Here is a 15838-nt window from a genome sequence, read left to right on the forward strand (position 1 = left end):
TAGCAAAATGGAATATAAGGCCTGTGAAAGCGCTCCCGTAGGGGGCGCCCTTTTACGAGAGTTTCCCCGCATTGGGATTGTTCTATTAGCGGCTGGGCAATCGCGTAGAATGGGGACTAATAAACAATTACTGCCGTGGAGAGGAAAAACTGTTCTTGATGCGGTTTGTCATGCTTTACAAACAGGCTGGATACAATCTGCGAACGGTAGTAGTTTAGTGAATTATCCATTTGTAGCAGTTACAAATGATAATAGAAATATAGACGAAATTGTAAAGAATTATGGCTTTAGTGTTGTTCATAATGAGAATCCTGAGTTAGGTCAGGGTACATCTATCGCTTTAGGTATACAGTATCTATTAAGTACATACGGTAGAAATTATTTTGATGGTATCATTTGTTCTGTATCGGACCAACCTTTATTATGCCCTAAGGTTATTGAAACGCTTATACAGTACTTTCAGCAGAGACATGATGCAGATAATCGAATAATTGTAGTGCCAAAATATGGATTTACACAACATGCTGGGAACCCTGTTATGTTTGGGAATCATTGGTTTGATGCATTACAGACTATAGAGGGAGACCAGGGTGGTCGAACCATTATTTGTGGCGAGGGACAAGATTTTATAAAACATGTATATATAGCCTCTGATTGGGGGGATGATGTAGATACGCCAGAGGATTATAACGATTTGTTAAATCGTGAAAGTGAGGGTGTATGAAACCATTAATATTAGTGCGCGGAGGTGGGGATATCGCATCCGGCGCTATTTATAGATTAAGACGTGCAGGCTATCCTGTAGTTGTTAATGAAATTGCCATACCAACTATGATTCGTAGAGAGGTTAGTTATGGTAATGCTGTTCATATAGGTGAAATGGTTCTTGAAAGGCTGGTAGCACGTCATGTGTCCATCAGTGAAGTTCAAGATACATTAGCCCAAGGTGTTATTCCTGTTGTGACCTCCTCTTATGAGGACTTACTTGACCGATTGCATCCAGATATCGTAGTAGATGCCATTCTATCCAAAAAAAATTTAGGAACAACAAGGTTAGATGCGCCTTTTGTTATTGGTGTAGGTCCTGGATTTAGTGCAGGGCGTGATGTGAATGTAGTAATCGAAACTATGCGAGGACATAATTTAGGTCGCTGTATTTACGATGGTGAGGCAGAGTCTAATACCGGCGTTCCTGGTAATGTAGGTGGATATACTCATGAGCGCGTTGTACATTCACCGAAGTCAGGTTTGTTTACTGCCAAGCGTCATATTGGGGATGAGGTGCAGGCTAACGAAGTGATTGGCTTCGTTGATGATACACCGATAAGAGCCAAGATTACAGGCGTGTTACGGGGCATTTTGCATAGTGGTCTTATCGTATCAGATCATTTTAAATTGGCAGATATAGACGCACGCTGCGAGGAGTCTCATTGTTATAGTATTTCTGACAAATCTCTAGCAGTTGGTGGTGGTGTTTTAGAGGCTGTTACCGCTTGGGACTATGAAAGGAATCAAGATGGAATGCATTTATGATATTATGAAAGACCGATTACAAGTAACGGAACCAACATTCTTGGTAACCATTGTATCGGGACCGCGTCAAGGGGATAGAGCGATTTATAACGAAGCGGGCCACGTATTATATGGTGATGCTATAGAAGGCTTTACACCAAATGCCATTAAACCCAATGCATTATGTGTATTTGGCACTACAGAGTGTTTTGTAGAGCCCGTCGAAAAGGATCCGTCTGTACTCGTTTTAGGGGCTGGACATGTAAGCCGTGCAATCACTGATTTGTTGTTGTTCATCGGTTGTCGAGTTACCGTTGTAGATGATAGACCGGAATATGTAGTGCCCGAATTCTTTGATGATCGAGTGACGCGCAAATGTTTACCTTTAGATAATTTTGGAGAGTTTTTATCTCTTGATGAATATAATGGATTTATCGTAGTTACAAGAGCACATGAGTTTGACAATGCCTGTCTAAAACAATTACGGGAACAATTGCCAACCTATATGGGGGTTATGGGCAGTCAAAAACGCGTTCATTATGCACTGGAGAATTTGAAAGCTCATGGTTGGACGCAAGAGGAAATCGATATGATTTATGCGCCTATTGGATTAGATTTAGGTGCTCAAACACCAGAAGAAATTGCATTGTCTATTGTTAGTGAATATTTGGCTGTTACGCGAGGTAAAAAAGGACAATTTTTGCGTAGAAAGAGAGTGGTAGAACATGAATCGTGAGTTTGTAGAGTATTTAAGTCAACGAACAAATGAAACATTAGCGGTGGCCACAATTCTTCATACTGCAGGATCTACGCCACGAAAAGCGGGGACTTCGATGGTGGTATTTCCCGATGGATCCATATTTGGCACTATTGGTGGTGGTCGCGCAGAAAATGAGATTCGTTTGAGTGCTATCGACTCCATAGAGAAAAGAGAAAATTATCGACGTATAGAAGTAAAGTTAGATGATGACGTGGCCGTAAAAGAAGGTATGGTCTGTGGTGGTTGTATGGATGTGTGGATTAGAACACAAAATGTGTAAAATGGATATACTATGTATAGTAATCACTAAATGGTGAATCCTATGATAGAGGTATATCTGTCGTTTTAAATTTACAGTGACCATAAAATACGTTAAAATATAAGGTACAGCTAAAAGTATTAGTTGTACCTTATTATTTTGTGTAAGGAGTAACGAATATGCAGTTTGAAGCTCTCATACATACCTTTAGAATCCTAGATGTTATCGACATTTTAACGGTTGCTATCGGTATTTACTATATGTATAAACTTTTAAAAGATACACGTGCTGTAGCTTTGTTAAAAGGTTTATTGTTTTTGGCTATTTTGAATGTGCTTAGCCATGTACTCAATTTATATGTTATCAATTGGATTTTACAACAAGGGATGACGGTTATTCTTTTTGCTTTGCCGGTCGTATTCCAACCGGAATTGCGCCGTGCATTGGAACAACTTGGTCGAGGTCGAATTTTTAGTAAAGCTCAAAATGTTAACGAAGAAGAGATGGATATGGCCATTGATGAAGTAATGGCTGCCGCTCGTGTTATGTCCCGTGAACATACGGGTGCCCTCATCGTATTTGAACGTGAGGTGGGCTTGAATGATTTTATCGATACAGGGATTATCGTTGATGCTGTATTGAGTCGTGAATTAATTAAAAATATATTCGTTCCAAGTACACCACTCCACGATGGAGCTATGATTATTCGTAATGGTCGGATTCAAGCTGCTGGCTGTTTATTGCCACTTACGGAAGACCGTACATTGAGTACTGAACTAGGTACTCGTCACCGTGCAGCGATTGGCTTATCTGAACAAACAGATGCAGTAGTAGTTGTTGTCAGCGAAGAAACTGGTGTTATTTCTTACACGTATGGTGGTCACATTTATCGTCACTTGCCAGAAGACCAAATTAAAGAGGCTCTTCGCACATTTATGGAACGACCTCGTCAAAATATTACGAGCATGTGGAAATGGGGTGGCAAGAAATGATGATTCATTTAAAACGCAACTGGCCTGCGAAAATACTTTCATTATTAGTGGCCATCGTCATGTGGTTTTTTATTATGCGTGATCAAAATCCTGTGATGGAGGTTTCTTATGTGGTACCTGTGCAGGTACAAAATTTAGCAGCGAATTATATTGTAGAGGATGCACCTCAAAGTGTTCGTGTTGTTCTGAGTGGACCGCGCGATACGATTATTAATTTGAAGTCTGAAAATCTTAAAGCTTATATTGATGCATCTGGTGTATCGCCAGGGCAAAATAATGTAACCATTCATTTTAATTCACCATCTGGGATGAGTTTAATGGAGGTTAAACCGGATACTATAACTCTTACGGTCGATGAATATGCAGAAAAGAAATTACCTGTAGAAATCGTACCATTAGGACAAATTTCAGATAATGTAGCATTAAAGTCTGTTACAGTAATTCCGAAGGAGGTTACCGTATCTGGTCGTAAGCAACAAGTGATGGCGGCAACCCGTGTAGTAATGAAGGTCAATGTTTCGGGACAAACCAAAAACTTTAGTTCCGTTGCTGATTTAGAAGCTTGGGACAATGCAGGAAACGTACTCAATGTGAATATTAATCCTGCACAAGGTCAAGCACAGTACGAATTAAATTTACTTAGAAAAGATAAAGCCGTACCAGTTTCGGCGATTACTGTTGGTCAAGTAGCAGAGGGTTATGAGGTTAAAGGTATTACGATTAAACCTGTACAAGTAACCATTACAGGTCGTGAAGAAATGGTCGATATGATTTCTGAGCTTAAGACAGAGGTTATTGATATTAGTGGTGCCACAGCGCCTGTTGAGGCTACCTATAATCTCATAATCCCAGATGGAATTACCAGTAAGGTTACTACGGTGCGTGTAACTGTAGATATACAAAGAAAAGCATAGATATGATTAGAATAATAAATCTTCGTGTAGCCGTTACTGTGAAGGCTACGATTGAAGAAATTGTAGAAAAGAAATACCCTCAAATGAAAGGGCATATACAGAAAATTCATGTGGTGAGACGTGCTGTAGATGCGCGTAAGAAACCGAATATCGTATTTGTATATACCCTCTTTGTAGAGGCAAATAATGAAGAACAAATCCTTAAAAAATTAGGCAAACAAAAGGATGTAACCTTGTTTACTCCGGAGGATCCCGAGCCTGTTATAATCGGTGAAAGGCCTTTAGTGTATAGACCTGTTGTTATGGGCTTTGGCCCGGCAGGCATGATGGCAGCCTTTTACCTGGCACGAGAAGGTTATCGTCCTATCGTGTTAGAACGCGGTCAAGATGTAGATACGCGTGCAAAGGATGTAGAAACATTCTGGAAAACAGGTTCTTTTAAACCTGAATCAAATGTTCAATTTGGTGAAGGGGGAGCGGGTACTTTTTCCGATGGTAAGCTGACCACTCGTGTAACGCATCCACGATTATATGAAATCTCCAAGTATTTTGTGGAGTTCGGTGCACCAGAAGAAATCTTATACAAACATAAACCTCATGTGGGAACAGATAAATTGCGTAATATGGTGAAAGCCATGCGTAAACGCATTATCGAATGGGGCGGTGAAGTTCGCTTTGGTGCTAAGGTGACAGATGTATTTATTGAAAACGGTCAGGTTGTAGGCGTTGAAGTAAATCAAGCCGAGCGCATTGATACGACCCTGATTTTGTCTGGCGTAGGTCATAGTGCACGAGATACCTATGAAATGCTATATAAACGAGGCGTTGATATGGTGGCAAAACCATTTGCCATTGGTGTTCGTATTGAACATCCTCAAGATGTCATCGATCATTCCCAGTATGGTGTAGATCCAAAGAGTTTAGGTTTGGGCGCCGCAGAATATTCCTTGGTATATCATGATAAAGAATCGGGGCGTACGGCCTATAGCTTCTGTATGTGTCCTGGTGGACAAGTGGTCGCATCTGCGTCCGAACCGGGCGGTGTTGTAACCAATGGTATGAGCTTGTATGCCCGTGACAGTGGCGTTGCAAATAGTGCTATCGTCGTAAACGTAGGCCCTGATGATTTTGGTACCCATCCTCTAGATGGCGTAGCATTTCAACGAGAATGGGAACGCAAGGCTTATAAATTGGGTGGTTCAAACTTTAATGCACCGGCTCAAACGATAGGTTCTTTCTTAGGCCAGGCTGATGCGCCGTCTGTTGAAAGCAGTATACATAGTTATGAACCTCATATCGTAGATTGCGATTTGCACCAGTGTTTACCTGATTATGTATCGTCCGTTTTAGAACGGGCCTTACCGTATTGGGGACGCCGTATCAAAGGTTTTGATAACCCTGAAATCTGTATGACCGGCGTTGAAACGCGTACATCTTCACCGCTTCGTATGGGACGTGATGATAATCGCGTATCCACTACAGTCGGTGGCTTTTACCCGATGGGGGAAGGTGCAGGCTATGCGGGTGGCATCATGAGTGCCGCTTTGGATGGTGCAGAAACGGCGATTGCGTGCATGAGTATGTATGCAAAACCTAATGAATGATACTTTCACAAATAGATTTATACATTTACGTGCTATAGTGAAAGTCCAACCTGGATTTTATAAATTGTACAAACTCGTGTGATATAATACACACAACATAGATTGAAATACATTCGTTTGTAGACGGAGGAGAATATGGCTCGATTATTTGGTACTGATGGTGTACGTGGCGTTGTTAATGAATTTTTAACACCTGAATTGGCATACCATTTGGGGCGTGCAGCGGCAACACATTTTGGTAAAGAAAAAGAACATCCTACATTTTTAATTGGTAGAGATACGCGTATCTCTGGTTCCATGTTGGAATGCGCGTTGGCATCTGGCATCTGTTCTGTAGGCGGTAATGTAGTTATGGCGGGAGTCATTCCTACACCTGCTGTAGCATACCTTGTAAAGCAACAAGGCTTTGATGCGGGCGCTGTTATTTCTGCATCTCATAACCCATTCCCAGATAATGGTATTAAATTCTTTGATGGTAGTGGTTTTAAATTACCAGATGAAGTAGAAGATCAATTAGAAGTATATGTACGTCAAAGTGCAGATAACGAATTACCTCGTCCTACAGGTGCTGGCATTGGTCGTGTAGAGTATAATGCAAATCTTGCACATCACTATGCTCACTTTGTTCGTCATACAATCGATACATCCCTTGAAGGTTTAACGATTGTCTATGATGGCGCGAATGGTGCCGCTTCTAGCGTAGGTCCTGAAATTTTGTCTGGTCTTGGTGCAAAGGTTATCAATATCAATGTCAATCCAGATGGTTTGAACATCAATCATCATTGCGGTTCTACCCATATCGAAGGCTTGCAAGTAGCTGTTCAACAACACCATGCTGATTTAGGCATTGCCAATGATGGTGATGCAGACCGTTGTTTGTTAGTAGACGAAAAAGGTCAAGTCCTCGATGGCGACCAAATCATGCTTTTATGTGCTCTTAAATTGAAAGAAGAAGGTAAGCTCAAAGGCGATACCGTAGTTGGTACCGTTATGAGTAATATTGGCTTCCACAAAGCAGCTGAAGAACTTGGTATGAAAACCGTTTCTACTGCTGTTGGTGACCGCTATGTATTGGAATATATGCGTGAACACGACCTTTCCATTGGCGGTGAACAATCAGGTCACGTCATTTTCCTCGATCATAACACAACTGGTGATGGCATGTTGACTGCTGTTCAAGTGGCGGCTCTTGTAAAAGAAAAAGGCCAACCACTTTCTGAATTGGCTGGCATCATGACAAAATACCCACAAGTTCTTATAAACGTACGCGTTGCTACAAAGACTGGTTGGGAAGAAAACGATATCATCAAAGCTGCTATCGTAACAGCTGAAGGTGAACTTGGTGACGAAGGTCGCGTACTGGTACGTGCATCTGGTACAGAACCACTCATCCGCGTTATGGCTGAAGGTCCTAATCAAGAAGAATTACAATCCTTATGCCAAGAAATTGCTGATATTATCGGTAGAGAACAAGGGTTGGCCGAAAAGTAGGGTGTGAGGCAGCAGAGGAGCTTGCGACGATGAAGCCCACACATCACTTTGTTCCGAGCGTAAGATTTTGCAAAGCAAAATCCACAGCGAGGAACCGATTATATTAAGATTAAACCTAAAGTTTTTATCTATTATACAATTTCATATTAAAGGTATACCCTTCTATATATGTCCCTTTGCTCCGTTCTACGTAAAGTCGCTGCAGGAACATATATAGGAGGGTATTTATTTTATATTTATTTAGGATGATTACTGAATGGAACTGTTATTATTACTCGAATGTTTCTAGATTTTACTATAGTTAACAATGATTGTACTTACTAGAGTATAGGTTGTAAATAGATACCAATTGTGATTAAATCATTTAGATTATGAGTCTCTATTACTATAAAAAGTGTTTTGTTTTTTATGCGTATAAAATATCCCATATAATTTTTTATTATTGACTTAGAAGTACATCAATCTTATAATGAGTTCATTAATAATTCATGAATATAAAGTGAGCTCTTAAGTGTTGTGATTACAAAATAGGGGGATGTTATGACAACACAGTTTGTTAGTGAAATTGATTCAAATTTGATAGTTAACGATAAAAAAGAGACTAAAAAATCGATATTTGAAGAGTACGAACGTGTAATTATAGATTCACTGTTGCAGACTTTTGGTTTAGATTTTATTATTCTTGATCAATATGGTGGTGATGTAGATACTATTCATAATTTAGAGAAGGTTGGTGATAATTCTCGAATGAGTATTAAAAACTCTGAGACACGTCATAAATATGAAACTCGAGGTGAATATGACTCGCATAAGTATCATAGTGATAAGCAATATATAACTAGAAATAGGGAGTTTAGTAAACAAAGAAAATCAGGTGGTATTAAAGATGCTTACACAAAAGAGACATTACATAAATCCCATGATTTAGATCATATTATTTCTGCAAAATCGATGCATGATAATGCAGCTGTATATGCGACGTCGTTAGACCCAGTTACATTGGTAAACTCTGATGATAATCTCGTTCCGACGATTTCATCTGTGAATCGCTCTAAAGGTGCTAAATCTGTCAGTCAATTTTTGTCTGATTGGGAAAGTACACGAGAAATGAGACAGACAAAAATTAAAGAGTTGCGTAATAAGACTATATTGACGGATAAAGAGAGAAAACAATTAAAAAAATATGAAGAATTAGAAAAACTAAAACCTGAAGAGGTAAAGAAACTTTATAATAAATCAAAGCAGTCTATGGACAATAAACTTAATAAAGACTATTATACAAGTTCAAAATTTGCAAAGGATACAACTAAAGCGGCATTGAAGCTCGGTGGCAAAATGGCTGTTAAACAAGTTATTGGATTTGTTTTAGTTGAAGTATGGTTTTCGGTTAAAGAACGAATTAGCTTTTGTTTGGGTGATTCCTTAAAATCGTTTTTCTCTGAAATCTTGGAAGGGATAAAGGAAGGTTTTACTAAAGCAAAAAGTAAGTATAAAGAGATCATCTCTAAGATTAAGGAAGGTTTACTATCTGGCATTATTGCATCTTTAATGACAACCCTAACTAATACGGTAAAAACATTACTTGAGAGTTCGGTAAAGATATTGAGGCATGCCAGTAGTGCGATTGTTCAATCTATTAAGGTTTTGTTCTTTGATAAGCATAATAGCTGGCAAGAAAAAATACATGCTGTTTTGGTTTTGTTAGCAACTTCTGCATCTACCATAATTGGTTCTTTAATTGGAGGTTACTTAGCTCCCACATTATCTAATATTCCTATAGTAGGAGATTTGCTAGTTACATTTATTGAAATATTCATATCAGGTATGTTAAGTTGTACTCTTATATACTTTATTGATAAATGGAATATAGCAAAAAAAATAGTAGATTTTATACAGAGTCTTGATGTGAACCCTTTTGGCGAATATGTTGAAAGTATGAAACAACGAGTTGCCGCATATGAAGCATATGTTGCTAAACTGTTAGAAGTTGATGTAGATAGTGTTGTTAGAGAGACTAAAAGATATGCGCAAGTAGTGTCTATTTTACAGTCCGGTAATGATGATGCGGTAACTAATTATGAGCTAAAAACACTATTTAAGGACTTAGAAATCACATTGCCATGGAAAGGTGATTTTTCTAGTTTTATGAGTGATAAAAATAGTCAATTGGTATTTGAATAATGTTTCAGTGTGATCAATGTGGGAAATGCTGTGAGAAAGTCGGTAGCTCTAAGTTGTATGGATTTTTAGCAGATTCTACAGGTAAATGTAAATTTTTAAATGATAATAAATGTTCTATATATGCTCAAAGACCCTTAATATGTAGGGTTGATGAAATGTATGAACATTATTATAAAGACTCTATGACCAGAGATGAGTTCTATGAGTTGAATTATATGTTATGCAATGTGTTAAAGAATGAAAAGGGGAACTAATTATGCCATTACCATTTATTGTTGGAGCAATTGCGGTAGCAGCAGGTGCGACGGGGGTTGCAAAAGGCGTATCAGGAGCTAGTAAAATTAAAAAAGCAAAAGAAGAGGCTGAACTTATTGAATCAATGTATGAAGATGATAAAGAGCGATTGGGTGATCAAGAGGAGTCTACACAACATACTATGGATTCTCTTGGGAAAAAAGAACTTGATATCATGGCATCATTTAAAGTTTTCAGTGATACTATAGAGAAAATTCATAATAGACCTAAATTTAAGTATGAAGGTCTTGGTGGGAATGATATTGCACAAATTGATATTAAGAGATTGAAAGATGTATCTATTGGTGCTGAAGCTTTAAAAGCAACCGTGGCAGGATCTGCGCTCGGAGTAGCAGGAGCTTGTGCAGCAAGCGGTGCCACTGCAAGTGCAGTCAGTATGTTTGGTGTAGCATCTACAGGTACGGCTATCAGTGGATTATCAGGAGCTGCTGCAACTAATGCCACATTAGCTGCATTAGGTGGTGGTAGTTTGGCTGCTGGTGGTGGTGGTATTGCACTAGGGTCTGCAGTGCTTTCTGGAGCGACACTGGGAATAGGTCTTATGGTAGGTGGTTTTGCAATCAGCCATGTGGGTAATAAGGCTAAAGAGAATGTAAATAAAGCTTGGGACGAATATTGGAAAGCCGAAGAATTAATTAATGAGGCTATTTCAATATTAGAAGAAATTGAAATAGCAGCTACAGATTATATAGAAGTTCTTACTGATATTTCAGAAGAATACTTTAACTTGTTGGATTGGACTGTTAACTTAGTTAATGAACGCTGCTCTTGGGATACATATAGCATTGATGAGCAAAATAAAATTGAGAAGCTAGTTCTATTAGTTGCAATTCTCTTCAAAATGTGCTCTGTTAAATTTATTTTACAAGAAAATAATAAGAATACTTTAAATAAAGATGATATAAATAAGGTGTATAAATTTATTGAAGATAATCCTATTGCTTAATATTGTTTAATTAGGAGTAATAACTATGGGTACAATTAAGTGTGATTTCTCTGGTATAGATACGCTTGATATTATGATTGATGCGGGTTTTGGGATTAATAAATTAATGTTTGGTGATGAACCCGATGTTTATAAGAAAACAATTCCAATCTTCATGAAGAAAATTGTAAAAAAGAAATTGATTGAAATTTTATATGAATGTTTTAAGGAAAAAGATTCAGAGATAAGGTTTTTGAATTTTACGCATGATGTTGGGCTCTACTGTGGTCTTTCTAACATAATTTATAAAGATGAAAATGTAAAATTGTTAGTAAGAAATGAATTTATTAATGCTATCTACTGTTATGTTGAAAAAAAATCAAGTAAGTTTGTTGATTTAGATCCTGCAGTTCTAGCGATGCTTAAAGATAAAGATATATTAGCATCTAAAATAGTTTTTGATGAACCTAAAATTTATGAATATTCTATAAAATCAAAGTAATTGAAAAAAGGGGCTGTAACAGAATGCGGTTTTACCGTATTCTAGTTGCAGTCCCTTTAAAATATAAGAAATACTAAGAAATTTAGATTTTTAAAATCTTATGTTTTCTTGGTATTTTTTGCTTTTAGACATACTTTAATAAGCCTTTAGATCTATTTAAAAATTTCTTGGTTTTAGCAGTTCCTTTTGAAGTAAATAATGTTATATTAATTCATCTTGCTTTGATTCCGTTATGTAATTTTGCTAGATTGAATCCCTTTGACAAGAGATATAACATCTTATATACGTTTCCACTGCCACAGTGTAAAAATCGTCTAAATTCAAGAACTTGTTTTAACACATCAAATGTGCCTTCCAATTAAATGGAACGATTAATTCGTAATTGAATGCCTGTATCACTAATCAGTCTATCTTGGTTTTCTGCCAATAAAACATCGTATGCAGGTGTAATTTCAACTCGTTTTACGGGAGTAACTGAGGTTGGTTTCATATACCGCTGGAATTCCTTCTTCTATTCACACCGGTTACAAGATTCACAAATATATACCTTTCTCTCAGATACAAACCCTGTTTTGTTTTTTGCCTTACGTGTGAAGGCATATTTTAATTTACAACAAGTTTATATCCATTCAAGTGAATGTTTTCACCAGTTGTGTCTTCGTTAGTTAAAGATTTTACATAGCTGTCGCCTGTAAGTGTCCAGCTAGAGTCTTTGCTGAGTTTCAGTGTAATTTCTTTTGCTGTGTTGTCTGTGTTGATAGCGCCAACTAAACTAGATTCATTTGTCAGGTCTAGTACAATGGTGCTAATTGCATCGGCTACAATATTGCCCTTTAAGGCTTGGTTGGAGGCGCGAAGTGTAAGGTGACCGCCATTTTCACCGGTTTTGCCCCAACGGGAGTCGGCTGCTGCTTTCACTAGTGTTGTAGTATTTGGAGTAGAGATAACATTGCCAGTAAGGTCTACCTCTGCAGTGGTGTTATTTACATAGATAAATGCGCCTGTAGCGTGAGAAGTGAGCGTGTTATTTTCTGCTTTGAGGCGTGCAATACCGCTTTCAGCGTCGCCAGAGAAGCTTTGGTATAGCATGAATCCATTATCTTTGTTCCCCGTTACAGTAGAGTTGGTAAGGGTGATGGAATTTTTACCTTCTACGACGCCGATTTCACTGTTTTTAGCTTCACCCGTAATGTAGTCAGCTGTGATATTACCAGTAGAGTAGATGATAGGGCTACCTTCACCAGATGTCGTTAATTTAGCAGCCTCTGCTGTGATTGTGCCTTCACCACGGTCTGTAGCGAGTGTAGCGGAGTGAGCCCCTTCGGTTGTAATTGTAAGGTTTTTACCATTCACCGTACCCTTATAGGTGGCGTCTAAACCGCGAGAGGAATCACTTTTTGTATGAATGTTAGTATTTTCTACATTGATGACAGAACCTTCACCAGTGGCAAATACTGCATTCGAGCCATTGGAATTGGATGTAATATTGCTGCCTTTGATATTGATTTGACTACCGTCGGTACCGAGTATTACTGCATTTTGACCACGGAAATTACTATTGTCATCGCTGGTTGTGTTACCTGTTTTATCGAATACGCTGTTTTCGATGGTTACGACTGCTTTATCTTTGCCGATGAACGCATTTTGATCTGATGTTGTATTAGATATCAATTCATGTGCAATGGCTTTATTTTCGGTTACTACCGTAGTACCTGTGAAAGTATTAGGATTAGCTTCAGCTTTTGGAACTGGCCCATTAGGTGCACTCATAGGTGGATTTCCAGCTGGTGGTGCACTTGGTATGTCTTCTGCAAAGGTTGGAAGGAATGCCAATGTAGAAAGGGCGGCACTTAATACGGCAGGAAGTACCTAACGGCGTAATTTTCTATATGAGTGTTTATGGTTTAGAGATGTTGTCTTTTTATGTGTTTTATTATTTTGTGTATTCATTGTAATCTCTCCTGTTAGACAATAAATATGCATCATGTAAGTTTTGAAAAATATGATTGTATAAAATTTTTATAATAAGTAGTATAATGATGGTGTATGAGTGATTTATGAAATCGTTTGGCTTTATGTACCCCTATGAAAATAAGCGTTATATCTCGTGTTTAATGCTTTCATAAGGTCTAGATTCTTTACATTTATTACATCGATTTAGTATAATATAATTTAGTATGATTACAATTGTACTAGTTCTGCCACATATTATTGAAAGGAATTCCAAATTCGTAAAGGCGAATAGCGCAAGTACCCGCGAAGGCAGTCGTTAGGGTAGACGAGGTGAAGAGTGATCGAATCATCAGCGGATGCTCTTCCGGCACATTCATGTCGTAACAGATACTAAAAAGCCCATTGGTAACAATGGAGACAAAGTGTATCTGAATGAATTGTATTGAAGTAATAATTAATACATAATTGAAACATTAATCTAGAACATTAATTAGTTAGCCTTAGTTGTTGGCTGGGGCTAGAATACCCCCAGTTATAGGAGGATATACTTATGTGCGGTATCGTAGGATACATTGGCTTTAATCAAGCATCTGATTTCTTATTGGACGGTATGGCGAAATTAGAATACCGTGGTTATGATTCTGCAGGCATCGCTGTTATCGGCCCTGAAAATGCAATCAAAATTCAAAAAAAGGTTGGCCGTCTAGCTAATCTTGAGGCGATTGTAAAAGCAGATCCTAATGAAGGGACTGTAGGTATTGGTCATACTCGTTGGGCTACTCATGGTCGTCCATCCGATATGAACGCCCATCCTCACTCCTCTGAAGATGGTAAATTTGCTGTTGTTCACAACGGTATTATTGAAAACTACATGCCTTTAAAAGAAGAGCTCATCGAAAAAGGGTACCATTTCAAATCTGAAACTGATACAGAAGTAGTAGCTCATTTATTAGAGGATATGTACGATGGCGATTTCGTGGGTACTGTACGCCGCATGCTTGCTCGTGTTGACGGTGCGTATGCTCTTGAAATCATCTGTGCTGATGAGCCAGACAAAATCATTTGTACTAAAAAAGAAAATCCATTGGTTATCGGTCTTGGTAAAGGTGAAAACTTTGTAGCATCCGATATTCCAGCGATCATTAACTACACACGTGATACATACATCTTGAGCGATGGTGAAATGGCTATCGTTACTCGCGATACTGTATCCGTATTTGACCGTGAAGGTAATCCAGTTGATAAAGAAGTATTCCACGTAAGCTGGAATGCAGAGGCTGCTGAAAAAGGCGGTTATGAACACTTCATGTTGAAAGAAATTCATGACCAACCTAAAGCTGTACGCGATACATTCGGTACGCATATCTCTGAAGATGGTAAAACAGCAATCTTTGATGAGTTGAATTGGACTGCTGAAGATGTAGCAGCTTTCAACAAAATCCTCATCGTTGCATGTGGTACAGCATACCATGCAGGTCTTGTAACAAAACAATATATTGAAAACTTGGCGCGCATTCCTGTAAATGTGGAAATTGCATCTGAGTATCGTTACAGCAATCCGTTGACTGATGAAAAAACATTATGTATCGTTATCAGTCAATCCGGTGAAACATCTGATACATTGGCAGCGTTGAAAGAGGCTAAACGTCATGGCGCTAAATCCTTGGCAATTACAAACGTAGTAGGTTCCAGTATTTCCCGTGAAGCAGATAACACTGTGTACACATGGGCAGGTCCTGAAATCTCTGTAGCGTCTACAAAAGCGTATGCGACTCAATTAGTAGCAGGCTTGTTGTTCGCTGTATACCTTGGCCAATTAAATGGTAAAATGGATCCGGGTTTAGGAGCAGAAATCCTTTGCGGTGTTAAAAACTTGCCTACATTGATTCATGAAATCTTTGAAGTAGACGAAGATATGAAAGCCTTTGCAAAACATTATGGCTTCAAATCTGATGCGTTCTTCTTGGGTCGTGCTATCGACTATGCAGTAGCGATGGAAGGTGCTTTGAAATTGAAAGAAATTTCTTACATCCATGCTGAAGCATATGCTGGTGGCGAATTGAAACATGGTACATTGGCTCTTATTGAAGAAGGCGTACCTGTTATCGCATTGGCTACACAAGAAGATGTGTACGATAAGATGATCAGCAACATCCGTGAAGTAAAAGCTCGTGAAGCTGTTGTAATCGGTATTGGCATGAAGGGTGACGAAGAATTGTCTAAACACGTAGACCATACAATCTATGTGCCTCGTGCAAATAAATTCATCGCTCCAATCCTTGCTGTTGTACCATTGCAATTATTGGCGTACTATGCAGCGATTACACGCGGTGCAGATGTAGACAAGCCACGTAACTTGGCTAAATCTGTTACTGTAGAATAATCAGCTAATCAATCATTATTAAACATGACTACCAACAGGGCTTTTGC

The 15838-nt window shown here is 38.5% G+C and carries 14 protein-coding genes and 1 pseudogene; 13 read left to right on the forward strand and 2 right to left on the reverse strand.

The genetic code is table 11. The annotated features are described in order from the left end of the window. Window positions 1-7 precede the first annotated feature (7 nt). The 12 genes from VEI_RS01295 to VEI_RS01350 all read left to right on the forward strand — a co-directional run bounded on the left by VEI_RS01295 (window position 8) and on the right by VEI_RS01350 (window position 11455). Window positions 8-724, forward strand: coding sequence for a nucleotidyltransferase family protein (locus tag VEI_RS01295; RefSeq protein WP_059361627.1), 717 nt, complete (start codon window positions 8-10; stop codon window positions 722-724). Continuing rightward, complete coding sequence (gene yqeB, locus VEI_RS01300; protein ID WP_059361498.1) at window positions 721-1533, forward strand: selenium-dependent molybdenum cofactor biosynthesis protein YqeB; 813 nt, start codon at window positions 721-723, stop codon at window positions 1531-1533. The genes VEI_RS01295 and yqeB overlap by 4 nt, the downstream gene beginning before the upstream one ends. Next, entirely contained in the window at window positions 1517-2248 is a 732-nt protein-coding gene (locus VEI_RS01305; protein ID WP_059361500.1) for an XdhC family protein, read from the forward strand. Before yqeB ends, VEI_RS01305 begins: the two co-directional genes overlap by 17 nt. Continuing rightward, window positions 2238-2552 (forward strand): XdhC family protein, encoded by a 315-nt coding sequence (locus VEI_RS01310; RefSeq protein WP_059361502.1) that lies wholly within the window; start codon window positions 2238-2240, stop codon window positions 2550-2552. Before VEI_RS01305 ends, VEI_RS01310 begins: the two co-directional genes overlap by 11 nt. A 158-nt stretch (window positions 2553-2710) precedes the next feature. Then, window positions 2711-3523, forward strand: a complete 813-nt coding sequence (cdaA, locus tag VEI_RS01315) for a diadenylate cyclase CdaA (protein ID WP_059361503.1) — start codon at window positions 2711-2713, stop codon at window positions 3521-3523. After that, window positions 3520-4437, forward strand: a complete 918-nt coding sequence (locus tag VEI_RS01320; protein WP_059361504.1) for a CdaR family protein — start codon at window positions 3520-3522, stop codon at window positions 4435-4437. The genes cdaA and VEI_RS01320 overlap by 4 nt, the downstream gene beginning before the upstream one ends. 2 nt (window positions 4438-4439) lie before the next feature. Continuing rightward, a complete protein-coding gene (locus tag VEI_RS01325; protein ID WP_059361505.1) occupies window positions 4440-6041 on the forward strand; it encodes an NAD(P)/FAD-dependent oxidoreductase in 1602 nt (533 codons plus the stop codon). A 135-nt stretch (window positions 6042-6176) separates the two neighbouring features. Next, window positions 6177-7532 carry a phosphoglucosamine mutase gene (glmM, locus tag VEI_RS01330; protein WP_059361506.1) on the forward strand — a complete coding sequence of 452 codons (1356 nt, stop codon included), beginning with the start codon at window positions 6177-6179 and terminating at the stop codon, window positions 7530-7532. 540 nt (window positions 7533-8072) lie between these two features. Continuing rightward, a complete protein-coding gene (locus VEI_RS01335) occupies window positions 8073-9713 on the forward strand; it encodes a phage tail family protein (RefSeq protein ID WP_059361507.1) in 1641 nt (546 codons plus the stop codon). Further along, entirely contained in the window at window positions 9713-9967 is a 255-nt protein-coding gene (locus tag VEI_RS10580; RefSeq protein WP_059361508.1) for a YkgJ family cysteine cluster protein, read from the forward strand. Before VEI_RS01335 ends, VEI_RS10580 begins: the two co-directional genes overlap by 1 nt. 2 nt (window positions 9968-9969) lie before the next feature. Continuing rightward, window positions 9970-10974 carry a hypothetical protein gene (locus VEI_RS01345; RefSeq protein ID WP_059361509.1) on the forward strand — a complete coding sequence of 335 codons (1005 nt, stop codon included), beginning with the start codon at window positions 9970-9972 and terminating at the stop codon, window positions 10972-10974. 25 nt (window positions 10975-10999) lie between these two features. Further along, window positions 11000-11455 (forward strand): hypothetical protein, encoded by a 456-nt coding sequence (locus VEI_RS01350; protein WP_059361510.1) that lies wholly within the window; start codon window positions 11000-11002, stop codon window positions 11453-11455. Window positions 11456-11813: 358 nt separating this feature from the next. Here the strand turns inward: VEI_RS01350 and VEI_RS10540 are convergent, their stop codons facing one another. Continuing rightward, window positions 11814-11945, reverse strand: a complete 132-nt coding sequence (locus tag VEI_RS10540) for a hypothetical protein (protein ID WP_256359131.1) — start codon at window positions 11943-11945, stop codon at window positions 11814-11816. A gap of 113 nt (window positions 11946-12058) precedes the next feature. Then, window positions 12059-13405: pseudogene (locus VEI_RS01355) on the reverse strand (hypothetical protein). Window positions 13406-13958: 553 nt separating this feature from the next. Between VEI_RS01355 and glmS the strand changes: the two are divergent. After that, complete coding sequence (gene glmS / locus VEI_RS01360; protein ID WP_059361511.1) at window positions 13959-15791, forward strand: glutamine--fructose-6-phosphate transaminase (isomerizing); 1833 nt, start codon at window positions 13959-13961, stop codon at window positions 15789-15791. Window positions 15792-15838 lie beyond the last annotated feature (47 nt).

Source organism: Veillonella tobetsuensis (assembly GCF_001078375.1).
Lineage (GTDB): Bacteria > Bacillota > Negativicutes > Veillonellales > Veillonellaceae > Veillonella > Veillonella tobetsuensis.

What these genes read in the sequence shown, in the direction of transcription:
- VEI_RS01350 (WP_059361510.1), top strand. Translation starts at nt 11,000, where the DNA reads ATGGGTACAATTAAGTGTGATTTCTCTGGTATAGATACGCTTGATATT.
- VEI_RS01345 (WP_059361509.1), top strand. Translation starts at nt 9,970, where the DNA reads ATGCCATTACCATTTATTGTTGGAGCAATTGCGGTAGCAGCAGGTGCG.
- yqeB (WP_059361498.1), top strand. Translation starts at nt 721, where the DNA reads ATGAAACCATTAATATTAGTGCGCGGAGGTGGGGATATCGCATCCGGC.
- VEI_RS01310 (WP_059361502.1), top strand. Translation starts at nt 2,238, where the DNA reads ATGAATCGTGAGTTTGTAGAGTATTTAAGTCAACGAACAAATGAAACA.
- VEI_RS01320 (WP_059361504.1), top strand. Translation starts at nt 3,520, where the DNA reads ATGATGATTCATTTAAAACGCAACTGGCCTGCGAAAATACTTTCATTA.
- VEI_RS01295 (WP_059361627.1), top strand. Translation starts at nt 8, where the DNA reads ATGGAATATAAGGCCTGTGAAAGCGCTCCCGTAGGGGGCGCCCTTTTA.
- VEI_RS10580 (WP_059361508.1), top strand. Translation starts at nt 9,713, where the DNA reads ATGTTTCAGTGTGATCAATGTGGGAAATGCTGTGAGAAAGTCGGTAGC.
- glmS (WP_059361511.1), top strand. Translation starts at nt 13,959, where the DNA reads ATGTGCGGTATCGTAGGATACATTGGCTTTAATCAAGCATCTGATTTC.
- VEI_RS10540 (WP_256359131.1), bottom strand. Translation starts at nt 11,945, where the DNA reads ATGAAACCAACCTCAGTTACTCCCGTAAAACGAGTTGAAATTACACCT.
- VEI_RS01335 (WP_059361507.1), top strand. Translation starts at nt 8,073, where the DNA reads ATGACAACACAGTTTGTTAGTGAAATTGATTCAAATTTGATAGTTAAC.
- glmM (WP_059361506.1), top strand. Translation starts at nt 6,177, where the DNA reads ATGGCTCGATTATTTGGTACTGATGGTGTACGTGGCGTTGTTAATGAA.
- cdaA (WP_059361503.1), top strand. Translation starts at nt 2,711, where the DNA reads ATGCAGTTTGAAGCTCTCATACATACCTTTAGAATCCTAGATGTTATC.
- VEI_RS01305 (WP_059361500.1), top strand. Translation starts at nt 1,517, where the DNA reads ATGGAATGCATTTATGATATTATGAAAGACCGATTACAAGTAACGGAA.
- VEI_RS01325 (WP_059361505.1), top strand. Translation starts at nt 4,440, where the DNA reads ATGATTAGAATAATAAATCTTCGTGTAGCCGTTACTGTGAAGGCTACG.